A 13059-nucleotide genomic window follows, 5' to 3' on the forward strand; every position below is an offset into this window, starting at 1 on the left:
GTTTATCCAATTCGGCCGATATAAAGGTCAAGATTAACATTGTTTGGCTACACTATTTTAACTGTACGGCTTAACCATACTGAACAGGCCAAACATTATATGAGAAGCGTTCCCAAAAGCACAAATCAATCGGCTATCTAATCAACAGGCAGACTACATGATCTCTGACATCCAATCTATGCTTAATGCATCATCAGGCAAGCAGAGCAATGCGACCAACAGCAGTAGCAATAATATATTAGGCAACACAGGAACAATTGCGAAATTAAGCAGTGAAATAAAACTAATCGAAAATCTCAGCCTGATTAAATTTCAGGGCAGTGAGTCTCTTAATTTTCAAGGCAAACCAGCCCAACTGTTGCATGCAACCAGTGCACAACAGCCCTTTACTCTTGTTAATACTGGCACGCCCATCAACATTAGTGATATCCAAAATGCTAAATTAAATAAAACCAATTCTCAGCAAGCCTCCCTAATTCTTCCTGTAGAGAATCAATCCAGCAAAACGGGCGTCAATCAAAATTCACCTCAAGTTAGGCAAGCTGATAATCTTATGATGGCATCTCGTGTCGTAAACTTGACGGTTACCTCAGTAACACCTGCGACAAACAATATTGGTAACGTTCCACTTTCTACAACAAATACTCAACCAACAAGCCTTGCTCCCCAGACCTCTAGCGTTCAAAGTTCCAGCACTCAAACTTCCAGCACTCAAACTTCCAGCACTCAAACCTCTAATGCTCAAACAACGAATCCTCAAACAGTATCTCCTCAACTCGCGGCGGCAAGCATTCAGGCTAAGACAACCAATCAACCCTTGACAGTAAATACGCCACAACTAGCAACGGTTTCTGATGGTAAAGCAGAGTTTCCTATTCTTAGCCAAACGCCATTGAAGAAAGGCGATATCGTTCGAATCATGGTCGACGCCAATAACAATATGCAGGTGTTGCCAGCCAAAACTAGTGCAACAGTACCTACTGTGCAAACAGAAGCCCTTAAACAAAGCCTACCGAAGCAGTTGTCCCTTGGGGATATGTCTCAACTCGTCAAACAGTTACACAACCTAAACGAGGCATCGAATGCGAACTTGCCACCACAAACGCAGCAAGCGCTTAAACAGCTGATACAAAATATGCCAGCTTTGGGAGCATTAACAACTTCACCGGAAGCCATGAAACAGGCTATTCAAACCAGCGGACTATTTTCTGAATCCCTACTGGCTAATGACAGCAAGACTCAAATACCAGCAGATTTAAAACTAAATCTTACTCGATTAAGAGAGGTTCAAGAAAACACAGGGGCTTTACGTCCTGCAGGTATTCCAACAGAACAAATTGCCAATGCGATCGAACGCATTACCACCAGTCAATTACGACATTTCTCTGAACCGAATCAGATCAACACTCCAACCTACCCTTTACATATAGAATTGCCAATTAAACATGGCCAATCACCAAGTTTTGTACAAATAGAGATCAACAAAGACGCAAGTACAGCAGAGCAAGAGAAACAGGATAGGCGCTGGTTGGTGAAGCTAAAATTTGATTTTGAAGAAACAGGAAGGTTCGATGCGAGAGCCAGTATTCAAGCAAACAAAGTTGGAATACTCTTTGCCGCGGAAGATCCTGAAACAGTGCAAAAATTACAGAAAAACCTGTCTACATTGAAACAACAGTTAAAAGACAAAGACATTGAAGTAGAAAGATTAGACGCTTTTCAAGCTAAACTAGATAAAGAAAAAGTCAATATAGTTAAAACCCAATCCTTAATAGATGTGAGGACCTAATGCAAAAAGCAGTCGCTTTAAAATATGACTTTAGCGCAGCGCCAACAGTCGTCGCAAAAGGAAGTGGTTTACTTGCTGAAAAGATTTTGGCTGTAGCCAAGGAAAACGACGTTCTACTTCACCAAAGCCCTGAGCTAGTCGAAATGCTCAGCACTTTGGAGTTAGGAGAAGAGATACCGGAATCATTGTATCTAGCAGTAGCCGAGGTAATCGCTTTTGCGCATAGAATCAAAGATCATCAGTGGTAATCAGAGTTTCTACGTGACTCTTGCTTTAATAAACTGATCAGCTCTGCCTCAGCTCGTATGAGACCGCATTTAGAAACCAAATCATCAATAGTTGCGCCCATTTCCAACAGCTCCATAGCGCGATTGTATGAGACTCCACCTTCTTTCGATAAAATTTCAGATTGCTTTTCTACAGCGAGATTCAATTTTTTCTCAATAGCTACCAAGCGTCGCCCCATCCCTATTGAGCCTGAAGCAAGGACTTGCACTTGCTTCTTTTGATTCAATTCTACTTCTGCGTGATACTGTTTCATGCGCTCTAGCCGTTTAGATAATCGAAAAGCCCAAACGACAACCACAATCAGAATCACAAATTGAAGTATTAAGAGAAGGTTAAATAACCATTGAGATTCCATTTAATACAACTACCTTAATTACTTACTTCAGACCATTCATCTTCTGATAATAGTTTATCAAGATCTACAAGAATCAATAAAATATCATTTTTGTGACAAACACCTTGAATGAACTTAGATGACTCATCATTACCGACATTTGGCGATGGCTCAATCTCAGACTGACGGAGGTAGACAACTTCGGATACTGCATCTACCAGAATACCAATAACATGACCTTCTACTTCAAGAATCATAATACGCGTAGAGTCAGTAAGTTCGCCTGATGGCAAACCAAATCGCTGACAAGTATCAATAACGGTTACAACCGTTCCTCGCAAGTGAATAATACCCAAAACATAACTAGGAGCTCCAGGAACTGGGGCTATCTCAGAATAGCGCAGAACTTCTTTTACCTGCATGACATTTACACCGTAGATTTCATTCTCTAAGCGAAACGTCACCCATTGCAACATCGGATCTTCTGATTGGTTTGCATTTTTTAACGCTATGCTAGTCGTTGCCATTATTCATCTCCAAAGATCAAAAAATGATCATTACAATTATTTTTGCGTGTTTTTAAATCCATTTTGGGGGTCATCCAGCAATTCTATAAACCCCTGCACATCAAGTATGGCACACATATGATCAATTACCGTACCAGCTAACCAAGGTCGCTTACTTCGATCACTACGCCACTTCACTTGTGAAGGCTCTAAAGTAATAGCCTCTGCAACGCGTTCACAAGCAACTCCCCAATCAGTACGGTCAAGCTGTATTACAAATTTAAAATTGTCTTTCATTTCGCCTTCATAATGATTAGGCATTATCCAACGCGCAGTATCAACAGTACGAAGGTTAAACTCTCCAACATTCGCAACGCCCATGAACCAATCTGGCTGCCCAAATATAGACGTTAGCTTATCCTTTCCACTTTGAAAAATCCCCCCCAACTCAACCAAAGGTACCGCAAGTTTCAAACCACCGACATAAAAAAGCAAACATTCAAATCTACCTGTCGCCCATGGCAAAGGATCCGTTCTCGAAATTTTCTTAACTGGCTCTGGCTCTGGCTCTGGCTCTGGCTCTGGCTCTGGCTCTGGCTCTGGCTCTGGCTCTGGCTCTGGCTGAATAATACTGACGCCTTCAGAATCTAATGACAAGCCATCAACTTGAGCAGATATCGCTTCCTCAAAATCTTTAAATGAAGCATCTAATGACGAAAGCTCTTCTTCACTTAGCCCAGTCTCTGAATCAACCAGTTCAGAGTCAACTAAATTAGAATCAACAGGTTCAGGCTCAACAGACGTAGTCTCACCTACTGTAACCTCAAGTGCATCTAAATCGTCTACAGACGGCTCAGATGTCCCCTCTTGTAATAAGTCATCAAGATAGCGCTGAACAGCTAATTGAGGTCCTACTAAAACCGGCTCTTTACTCTTTGTATCTTTCATAAACTGTTACTATCCCGCTGGGTTCAGCAAAGAATCCATCAGACTTGCGTAAGCTTTAATTCCTCGAGCATTAGGGTCCAATGCCGAAGGAGCAATACCCGCAGTACTGGCGTCTCTTAACTTCGTGTCCACTGGAATCACCGAATGCCATACCAACTCTTCATAAGTATCTTTTAAGCTACGTAAGCTTTTATTGGAAGCCTGAGTACGGCGATCAAAAAGAGTTGGCACTATCAAAAATGGCACTGGGCGTTTTCTTGCCCTGTTTATCATGGTCAATGTTCGGACCATTCTTTCCAAACCTTTTATAGCTAAGAACTCAGTTTGTACAGGTATCACTAGTTGCTGACAAGCCGCCAATGCATTAATCATCAACACACCAAGTACTGGAGGGCTATCGATCAACACATAATCGTAGTCATCCCATAAAATTGCCAGTGTTTTAGAAATAACCAACCCCATACCACCTTGAGCTTGGGCATGACGCTCTAATGTTGCCAACGCTGTAGACGCAGGCATTAAAGATAAATTAGGGTGACCTGTTTCTAATATCAACGACGCAGGCAAATCGTCAGGAATTTTTCCAGTCACTTGAAAAAGGTTGTAAGCACTCTTTTCTATAGAATCAGGATCAAAGCGAAAATAACTGGTCAGTGAACCATGTGGGTCAAGATCAATCATTAATACCCGATGACCAGCGTCAGCCAACAACCCTGCCAAAGAAACTACTGTGGTCGTTTTACCAACGCCGCCTTTCTGATTCGCCACTGCCCAAATGTGCACTCTGACTCCCCTGATACCCTATGCTGTTATTTTGCTTACGAATTCCTTGCAATCATATACAGTAACACGCTATTGAAACAAGTAATCATAGAGATTATCAGCCTCGCGCTTACTAATTCGCAAGATTACACGGCGATTTTGCTGACGAGCATAATCATTGGTGTTTCTTACTTTAGGATGTTCGCTGGAAAAACCAATTGGTGCGATCATTTTTGGGTCTACCCCTCTATAAACCAACTCATCCACAACAGAGGAAGAGCGCAAACTAGATAAGTGCCAATTCGAAATTAAACGTCTTGAATTAACTGGCAAGTCATCCGTATTACCCTCAACCAATATCACTGAAGGATGTGCCTTTAGAACATTAGCAACTAGAATTAATAAGGCGACAGCTTCATTGGTTAAGTCGTATTCTCCTTGACCAAACAATAAGCCAGACTTTAGCTCCAAACTCACCCAATCCGCAGATTCAGTTACAGATATTTGGCCTGATGCATGCAGTCCTGAAAATTGGTTTTCTACGACTTGGCTTAATAATGCGTAAACAGCAGAAGAATTACTCTCCTCTATAGTTGGAGGGGCTGCAGGAATAGGTTTTGTCTCGACCACTTCAATATCTTTTGGCTCCCCAACAATCGGTTCGCCAATATTAATAGGCTTAATCGATTTTTGAACAGCATCAAAAACCCCATGAAGTGTTTCTTTCAGGCGTTGTTCATCACCTGAATTCTTTAATGAAAGGGAATATAGGGCCACAAAAAAAGCAAATAATAGAGTGATGAAATCTGCATAAGAAAGAATCCAACGATCTCGGCCTTGTGCACCAGATGGTGACGACTTAGTCACCACTCGACGACGCTTCGATGCCCGAGGAGGAGTATCACTCATAAGTATTCAGCTCTAACTCTAATCGATATGGATGCTTTCCTGTCGCGATACCACAAATACCATCAATAAGCATTTGATGATAGAGGAGCTCTTTATCAACATAACCTGTGAGTTTTTTAGCAATAGGAAATATAACCAAGTTAGCAAAACCCTGACCGTATAGAGTAGAAACAAACGCAACAGCGATACCATGCCCTAATGCTTCTGGACTGTCTAAATTTGCCATGGCTTGAATCAACCCAAGCACTGAACCCATGATCCCTAAAGTAGGCGCATACCCTCCTATTGACTCAATAAATGACACGCTCTTCATTCGTTTATCATAAATACGAACGGCATCATCATGAAGTCGATCAGCTAACAAATCTGGATCCGTACCATCAATAGCCATTTGCAAGGCTCGGTTCGAAAAACGGTTATTCAATGCTTCAACGTCGGACTCTAATGCAAGCAACGAAAGCCTTCTAGCTTTATGTGCAAGATTATTTATCAAGGCTCGAGCAGAGTTGAAATCATAAACAGGAGGAAAAAGACTCCACTTAATCAAAACAAGAGCACGTGCTGCTTCTTGAATACTACTTTGAATAAGCGTAGCACCAATGCTACCAACAATAACAATAATAGCGGAGGGCAGGTTAAGAAGAAGGATTATCTCTCCTCCTCCTAACCAGTTAGCTAAAAATACTGAACTAAAAGCAATTAATAGTCCTGCTAAGGTAACAAAATCCACTAGCCGACCTCACGTGCAATACGCTCACCAATATGCTCTAAGTCAATAATATCATCCGCTAAATTAGCTTTTTCTACTGCCATTGGCATACCATAGATCACACAAGACTCTTCACTTTGAATCCAGACTCTCGAACCTGAGTTCTTTAGCATACGAGCACCTTCGCGACCATCAACCCCCATACCAGTCATGACAACAGATAATACTTTTCCCGGATAACATTTTGACGCGGAGCCAAAAGTAACATCTACAGAAGGTTTGTAGTTTAGACGTTCATCCCCATCAAGAATACGAACACAGCCGCCATTTCGAGGGTCAATCATCATTTGCTTTCCACCTGGTGCCAATAGCGCAACACCGGCTTCTAAACGATCACCATCTTTGGCTTCTTTAACTGTAATTTGGCAGATATTGTTTAACCGCTCAGCAAAAGCACCAGTAAATGCAGCAGGCATATGCTGAACCAACACAAGAGGCGCCGCAAAGCCTTTAGGCAATTTGCTTAATACCGCTTGCAAAGCCATAGGTCCACCCGTAGACGTACCTATAGCAACAAGGCTTACACGCTTTCTAACACGTGGAATAATAACACCACGATCAGTTACGATAGGCTTAGGTGCCTCACGAGGAGCAAGCGCAGCAACAGGTCTTCTATCGCCTGCAAATCGAGTTCTTGCAACAGCCAGTACCCGATCAACCAATGCGCGCTTCACTACAGCCGAATCACGAGAGATGTCCTCAAAGTTCTTCGGCATGAAATCAACCGCACCAGCCTCTAAAGCATCTAGAGTAACCTTTGCTCCCTCATGAGTTAATGAGGAAAACATAAGCACTGGTGTTGGCTTAAGCTTCATAATATTGACTACAGCTGCGATACCATCCAATACAGGCATCTCATAATCCATAGTAACAACATCAGGAGATAAGGATTGAACCTTATCTATTGCCTCTCTTCCATTATTTGCAGTACCAACTACGGTTAATCTAGGATCAGCTTCAAAAATTTCAACAAGACGACGTCTAAAGAAACCAGAATCATCAACAACCAGCACCTTAACAGGCATATCACATCCCCTAAATGAAAAACGTATTACCTAGATGCGTAACACTTAAGCATACTAGGAACATCCAGAATCAATGCAATACGACCATCGCCTGTAATTGTTGCGCCTGCCATTCCAGCGGTACCTTGCAACATTTTACCTAATGGTTTTATAACCACTTCTTCTTGACCAACCAATTGATCAACAACAAAACCGACTTCACTCATGCCCACTTGAACAACAACAACATGAGCCTCAGTTGGCAAATTATCTTTGCTATTACCTTTAATCAACCAGCTCTTAAGATGGAAAATCGGAAGAGTTTTCCCTCTAATAACAACAACTTGCTGACCATCTACTACGTTGGTTTTTTTCAAGTTCAGATGAAAAATCTCATTCACACTTACCAACGGGAAAGCAAATGCTTGATCAGATAAAGTCACCATTAGAGTTGGCATAATTGCCAACGTCAATGGCACTTTTATAATAAAGCGAGATCCCTGCCCAAGAACTGACTTAATCTGCAATGTCCCATTTAGCTGCGAGATTTTCGTTTTAACAACGTCCATCCCTACACCACGACCGGATACATCTGTAATTTCTACTTTAGTAGAAAAACCTGGAGCAAATATTAAATTAAACGCTTCCTCATCAGATAATCGATCTGCTGCATCGGCATCCATTACCCCTTTTTCAACAGCTTTCCTTCTAAGCAAATTAGGATCCATACCAGCTCCATCGTCTTCGATGGATAGCAAAATATGATCACCTTCCTGTTCAGCAGATAGAATTACCGTCCCCACTCGAGGCTTACCGCTTGCTTCCCGAACATCAGGCGCTTCTACACCATGATCTACAGAATTACGCACCAAGTGAACTAAAGGATCAGCCAATGCTTCAACTAAGTTTTTATCTAGATCGGTCTCTTCGCCACGAAGAACAAGGTTAACCTCTTTCTTCATATTACGAGCAAGATCTCGAACAACTCGAGGAAAACGCCCAAATACTTTTTTGATTGGCTGCATACGCGTTTTCATTACCGCATTTTGCAGATCCCCAGTTACCACATCTAAGTTAGCAACTGCTTTCCCCATGGACTCATCTTCACTCTGAAGACCCAATCGAACCAGGCGGTTTCGAACTAATACTAGCTCACCCACCATATTCATTATGTCATCAAGACGTTTTGTATCGACACGAACCGTTGCCTCTTGAGTAACAGGTGCGTTAGCCGTTTTCTCTTTAACACTATCAGCTTCAGGCTCCGCAGTCTTAGGTGCTGGCTTCGGAACAGGTTTAGATGCTGGTTTTGGCTTAGCCGATGCCGGTTTAGGTTCAGGCTTTGCAGTAGCAGCCTCTGCTTTTTCTGCGTTCCCCTTACCCTGTAGGCTATCCAAAAGTGACTCAAACTCATCTTCCGTGATCAAGTCAGACTCAGCACCGCCAGTTGCTTCAGACTTATTAGACTCTACCTTGTCTTCTTTGTTACTTGCAGATGGTCTTTCGCCATGAAGCTTATCAAGCAATTCTTCAAACTCATCTTCTGTAATTTCATCAGAAGGAGTGTCTTTGGCACTCGAGCTATCAGCAGCTGAAGCGTCATCGGAGATACCAGGCGCACCACTTCCATGAAGTTGATTCAACAAAGCATCAAATTCATCTTCTGTAATTTCGTCGTCCGTTCTTGGAGCAGCTGATACACTACTTTTCTCGATATCATCGTCAGATGAAGTATCACCCAAGGCATCTAGTAAAGATTCAAATTCATCGTCAGAAATATCGACTGATTCATCTGCTGTAGAAACGACTTCTTCAGTTTCTTCGACATCAGTATCATCTTGCTCTTCAGCCACATCTTCAACTTCATCTAACTCTTCATCATCCGCGCCAGCAAGTTCTTCCGCAGTTGGCGGCTTTGCATATGCAGCGAGTGCTGCGATCAGCTCTGGCGAAGCACGTTCAGGCTCACCGCCAGCACGTACTGTATCGAACATTTCATTTACAGCATCAAGAGCCTGTAAAACAATATCCATTAAATCAGAATCTATTTTACGCTGACCGTTCCTTAAAATATCAAAAACGTTCTCAGCATAATGACAACAATCAACTAAAGCAGTTAATTGTAAAAATCCAGCACCACCTTTTACAGTGTGAAAACCACGAAAAATGGCATTCAACAGCTGTTTATCATCTGGATTTTGCTCTAAATCTACTAGTTGTTCGGAAAGCTGCTCTAGGATCTCACCAGCTTCTACCAAAAAATCTTGTAGAATTTCTTCATCGACCTCGAAACTCATCCTCAGCTCCTTCTAGAAACCAAGACTTGATAGCAAGTCGTCTACTTCGTCTTGACTATTCAGTACTTCAGGGTTGTTTTGTTTATTAATAGCTGGGCCATGTCCACGAGTGTCATCGTGTTCAGACTCTTTCTCTTGGTGTTCAATCCCCGAGATACTATCAACGCGTCCAGCAACAGCAACGAGATGTACAAGTTTTTCTTCTACGTCTCGAATTAAATCATTCACTCTAGCGATCACCTGACCAGTTAGGTCTTGATAACCTTGCTCTAGAAGAATTGTGTTGAGGTTTGAATGCAAGGTAGTGGCACTGTCATCAGCGTAAGATAAGAAGATATCAATACGCTTATACAAGTCTCTAAATTCTTGAGGTGTTAAGTCTCGCTGAATTAAACGACTCCAGTCTTTTCGCAATTCCCTTGCTTGACTCTGTAATTCACTAGCCACAGGAACACTACTGTCCACCATGTCCATCGTTTTATTGGCAGCCGCACTAGTCGTTTCAATAACATAGTTCAATCGATCAGAGGCATCAGTGATTTTTGTAGCAGAATCTTTCCCACCTTCGCCAACAACTAAGTCAATAGAATCAATTTGAAAATCACGAATAGCATCATGCAGACTTCGAGTTAAAAACCCCACTTCGTTATAAAAGCTTTTATGACGAGCTTCGCTTAACTCTTGGATGATTTTAATAGCACCACTGAAATCACCGACTTCAATGTGATTCAAAAGCTCCACAGCACCATCTTTAACTAGGTTTTCAAATTCCACTAGTCCAGATCCCAATACATTCGACATCTAAGTTCCCTATTTAGCAGCGTCTATTCGTTCGAATATTTTCTCAATTTTCTCTTTGAGAGCTACCGCAGTAAAAGGCTTTACTACGTAACCATTAACTCCAGCCTGAGCTGCAGCAATAATTTGGTCACGCTTTGCTTCTGCCGTTACCATAAGAACTGGAATGCTTTTCAATTTCTCATCAGCACGAACTGCACGGAGCAACTCAATACCAGTCATGCCAGGCATATTCCAATCAGTAACAAGAAAATCAATTGTTCCAGCTTGAAGTATAGGCAACGCAGTTGTTCCATCATCTGCCTCAACTGTATTGGTAAACCCTAAATCCCGTAATAAGTTTTTAATGATTCGTCTCATTGTCGAGAAATCATCAACAATCAGGATCTTCATGTTTTTATCCAATGCAACCTCCACACCCCAAAGGTAATATTCCACAACTCATAATTAATCTCGCCAATCGCTTAATCGAGCTCGTAATCGCATAGCCGCTTGGCTATGTATTTGACTGACTCTTGATTCACTGACACCTAATACAGCGCCAATTTCTTTCAAGTTGAGTTCTTCATTATAATAAAGAGACAAAACCAACTTTTCTCTTTCCGGTAAATCATCAATTTCTTTTGCTAATTGATTTTGAAATCCACCCTCTTCTACTAACGAATAAGGAGCATTTTCTACCTCAGATTCAATACTGTCTAAATTATTTGTATCAGAGTCTAGCATTTCTTCATAGCTAAACAACTGGGTCGACATAGATGAATGAATCATTTCATGATATTCATCCATACTTATATTCATATGAGATGCCACTTCCATATCAGACACCTCTCGACCTAACTTAGCCTCTAATTCTTTAATCGCATTAGCAACCGCTCTACCATTACGCCGAACAGAGCGAGGTGCCCAATCTGTTTTTCGCACTTCATCCATAATAGAGCCGCGAATTCGGATGCCTGCATAGGTTTCAAAGCTAGCACCTTTAGTCGACTCAAAACGTTTATACGCCTCAATCAACCCCATCATGCCAGCTTGAATTAAATCATCGACATCCACGCTATCAGGCAAACGCGCTAATAGATGATAAGCAATTTTCTTTACCAAATACCCATATTGCTCAACAATCGCATCAATTGAAAGCGTCGCTTTTTTAGAGTATGTGTTATATCCATTTTTGGTCTGCATAAAATAGTCTAAGCAACCTTTACCATTTAAGTTAGTTGCGCTAACTAACTGTACTACATAGTTTGGCGCAACGCTTTCAGTAATAACAAATTTTTACTAACTACCATACTTTAGTGACCCATAAAGCTGACTGTAATGCTCTGCAGTATATACAGCCCTACTAATCAAGTTATGCGCCCTAGCTGGCTCGATATCATCTGGAATTCTTTGTCCATCTGCTATATATACAACAGGAAGGCCTTCCTCAATAACTACACTAATAGCCTCACCAAGTGAAGCAGATTCATCAAGTTTACTTAAAACGCAGCCATCTAATTGAACCTGAGAATAAACATCAACAACTGTTTTTAATACTTGCCTTTGGCTTGTACAAGGTAATACTAATAATTTTTTAAGGCTTGCTCGCGCACGCTTCATCATTAAAAGCTGTCGCTCAAGATTTGAATCTCTTGGATTCATACCTGCAGTATCAACAAGCACTAAAGAATAATTAGCATATTTTGCTAATACTTCATTTAGATCTGAATATTCATTAACCACTTCAACTGGCACATTTAGAATACGACCAAAAGTTCGTAACTGCTCATGCGCTGCAATACGATAGGTATCAGTCGTAATCAAAACAACACCCTCAGAGCCATGCTTTAAAACATGCTGAGCAGCAATTTTACCAATCGTTGTTGTTTTGCCTACTCCGGTAGGTCCCATAAAAGCAATACAACCTCTAAGTTCTGAAGAGCTAGAGCGAATAGGAATATAATCTGCCAAATGGGCCAACAACCGATTCCAGTCATCTTCGCGGCCTTTTAGATCAATATCGTCAATCAATCTAGAAACAACAAATTCAGATAACCCTAGACCTTTTAACTTTTCGCGGGCACGTAACTCAACTGCATTTTCTTTTGCTTCAGATCGGTTTTCATTTTGTTGGCGCTGTTCGAGCATGGCTCGAACATTTTTCAACTCAAGCTCCATGTCTCGTAATTGCTTAGCGCTCTCACTATTGCGAATAGACAAAGCTTCCTCAACGGCAGGATCTTCTTTATCGTTTGACAAAGGTGGCATTTCAAACTGTTCTGTAGGACGCTTTTCAGAATATGAAGGTGAGGAAGTTTGAGGTGGCGTCTGCTGCTTCGCTCTTTCTATGCGCTCTAAATAGTCAGCACTTGGGTCAGTATATTGTTCATTACGAGGCGCAGATGACCGTTTAGAAGTCATACTAGAAGGCAAGGATCCATCATAATCTAGAGCAGCAACTATTTCTATCTCACCAGTAGGCAGACGCTGATTTGACAAAATGACCGCGTCAGGGCCTACAGCATCACGAACCTTCCGTATCGCTTGCCGCATGTCAGGTGCTCGAAACCGCCTAATTTGCATGAATAACTTAATCCTTCCAGTTTATTTTTCTTACAAATCCATAGCTTACCCGAAAGATTACAATAAATATAGACACAATCCATCACGTCA

General features: G+C 41.6%; 14 protein-coding genes. 2 read left to right on the plus strand and 12 right to left on the minus strand.

Annotated features, from left to right (window positions below; genetic code table 11):
- Positions 1–157 precede the first annotated feature (157 nt).
- Both B6N13_RS11085 and B6N13_RS11090 read left to right on the plus strand, forming a co-directional pair.
- Positions 158–1789, plus strand: coding sequence for a flagellar hook-length control protein FliK (locus B6N13_RS11085; protein ID WP_169459390.1), 1632 nt, complete (start codon positions 158–160; stop codon positions 1787–1789).
- Positions 1789–2037: an EscU/YscU/HrcU family type III secretion system export apparatus switch protein gene (locus B6N13_RS11090; protein ID WP_012071087.1), complete on the plus strand. Its 249-nt coding sequence runs from the start codon at positions 1789–1791 to the stop codon at positions 2035–2037. The genes B6N13_RS11085 and B6N13_RS11090 overlap by 1 nt, the downstream gene beginning before the upstream one ends.
- Here the strand turns inward: B6N13_RS11090 and B6N13_RS11095 are convergent.
- From B6N13_RS11095 to flhF, 12 genes are all read right to left on the minus strand, one after another.
- Complete coding sequence (locus tag B6N13_RS11095) at positions 2028–2432, minus strand: DUF2802 domain-containing protein (protein WP_012071088.1); 405 nt, start codon at positions 2430–2432, stop codon at positions 2028–2030. The two genes, B6N13_RS11090 and B6N13_RS11095, sit on opposite strands and share 10 nt — an antisense overlap.
- A gap of 14 nt (positions 2433–2446) precedes the next feature.
- On the minus strand, positions 2447–2938 hold the full coding sequence (locus B6N13_RS11100; RefSeq protein ID WP_012071089.1) for a chemotaxis protein CheW: 492 nt from the start codon (positions 2936–2938) through the stop codon (positions 2447–2449).
- A 36-nt stretch (positions 2939–2974) separates the two neighbouring features.
- Positions 2975–3865, minus strand: a complete 891-nt coding sequence (locus B6N13_RS11105; protein ID WP_169459391.1) for a chemotaxis protein CheW — start codon at positions 3863–3865, stop codon at positions 2975–2977.
- A gap of 9 nt (positions 3866–3874) precedes the next feature.
- Positions 3875–4648: a ParA family protein gene (locus B6N13_RS11110; RefSeq protein WP_012071091.1), complete on the minus strand. Its 774-nt coding sequence runs from the start codon at positions 4646–4648 to the stop codon at positions 3875–3877.
- 69 nt (positions 4649–4717) lie between these two features.
- Positions 4718–5536 (minus strand): OmpA family protein, encoded by an 819-nt coding sequence (locus B6N13_RS11115; protein WP_012071092.1) that lies wholly within the window; start codon positions 5534–5536, stop codon positions 4718–4720.
- On the minus strand, positions 5529–6266 hold the full coding sequence (locus tag B6N13_RS11120; protein ID WP_012071093.1) for a flagellar motor protein: 738 nt from the start codon (positions 6264–6266) through the stop codon (positions 5529–5531). The genes B6N13_RS11115 and B6N13_RS11120 overlap by 8 nt, the downstream gene beginning before the upstream one ends.
- Complete coding sequence (locus B6N13_RS11125; protein WP_012071094.1) at positions 6266–7330, minus strand: chemotaxis response regulator protein-glutamate methylesterase; 1065 nt, start codon at positions 7328–7330, stop codon at positions 6266–6268. Before B6N13_RS11125 ends, B6N13_RS11120 begins: the two co-directional genes overlap by 1 nt.
- Positions 7331–7356: 26 nt before the next feature.
- Entirely contained in the window at positions 7357–9606 is a 2250-nt protein-coding gene (locus B6N13_RS11130) for a chemotaxis protein CheA (protein WP_169459392.1), read from the minus strand.
- Between the two features lie 12 nt (positions 9607–9618).
- Positions 9619–10407, minus strand: a complete 789-nt coding sequence (locus B6N13_RS11135) for a protein phosphatase CheZ (protein ID WP_012071096.1) — start codon at positions 10405–10407, stop codon at positions 9619–9621.
- 9 nt (positions 10408–10416) lie between these two features.
- The gene (gene cheY / locus B6N13_RS11140; RefSeq protein ID WP_048814102.1) at positions 10417–10809 is read right to left on the minus strand and encodes a chemotaxis response regulator CheY; all 393 of its coding nucleotides are present in this window, start codon (positions 10807–10809) and stop codon (positions 10417–10419) included.
- Positions 10810–10851: 42 nt separating this feature from the next.
- Complete coding sequence (locus B6N13_RS11145; RefSeq protein WP_072841268.1) at positions 10852–11589, minus strand: RNA polymerase sigma factor FliA; 738 nt, start codon at positions 11587–11589, stop codon at positions 10852–10854.
- A 96-nt stretch (positions 11590–11685) separates the two neighbouring features.
- A complete protein-coding gene (gene flhF, locus B6N13_RS11150; protein WP_169459393.1) occupies positions 11686–12969 on the minus strand; it encodes a flagellar biosynthesis protein FlhF in 1284 nt (427 codons plus the stop codon).
- Positions 12970–13059 lie beyond the last annotated feature (90 nt).

The organism is Marinomonas sp. UCMA 3892, assembly GCF_012726345.1.
Lineage (GTDB): Bacteria > Pseudomonadota > Gammaproteobacteria > Pseudomonadales > Marinomonadaceae > Marinomonas.

Excerpts from the sequence above, each read along its gene's own strand:
- B6N13_RS11085 (WP_169459390.1), top strand. The coding sequence starts at position 158 with ATGATCTCTGACATCCAATCTATGCTTAATGCATCATCAGGCAAGCAG.
- B6N13_RS11090 (WP_012071087.1), top strand. The coding sequence starts at position 1,789 with ATGCAAAAAGCAGTCGCTTTAAAATATGACTTTAGCGCAGCGCCAACA.
- B6N13_RS11095 (WP_012071088.1), bottom strand. The coding sequence starts at position 2,432 with ATGGAATCTCAATGGTTATTTAACCTTCTCTTAATACTTCAATTTGTG.
- B6N13_RS11100 (WP_012071089.1), bottom strand. The coding sequence starts at position 2,938 with ATGGCAACGACTAGCATAGCGTTAAAAAATGCAAACCAATCAGAAGAT.
- B6N13_RS11105 (WP_169459391.1), bottom strand. The coding sequence starts at position 3,865 with ATGAAAGATACAAAGAGTAAAGAGCCGGTTTTAGTAGGACCTCAATTA.
- B6N13_RS11115 (WP_012071092.1), bottom strand. The coding sequence starts at position 5,536 with ATGAGTGATACTCCTCCTCGGGCATCGAAGCGTCGTCGAGTGGTGACT.
- B6N13_RS11125 (WP_012071094.1), bottom strand. The coding sequence starts at position 7,330 with ATGCCTGTTAAGGTGCTGGTTGTTGATGATTCTGGTTTCTTTAGACGT.
- B6N13_RS11130 (WP_169459392.1), bottom strand. The coding sequence starts at position 9,606 with ATGAGTTTCGAGGTCGATGAAGAAATTCTACAAGATTTTTTGGTAGAA.
- B6N13_RS11135 (WP_012071096.1), bottom strand. The coding sequence starts at position 10,407 with ATGTCGAATGTATTGGGATCTGGACTAGTGGAATTTGAAAACCTAGTT.
- B6N13_RS11145 (WP_072841268.1), bottom strand. The coding sequence starts at position 11,589 with ATGCAGACCAAAAATGGATATAACACATACTCTAAAAAAGCGACGCTT.
- flhF (WP_169459393.1), bottom strand. The coding sequence starts at position 12,969 with ATGCAAATTAGGCGGTTTCGAGCACCTGACATGCGGCAAGCGATACGG.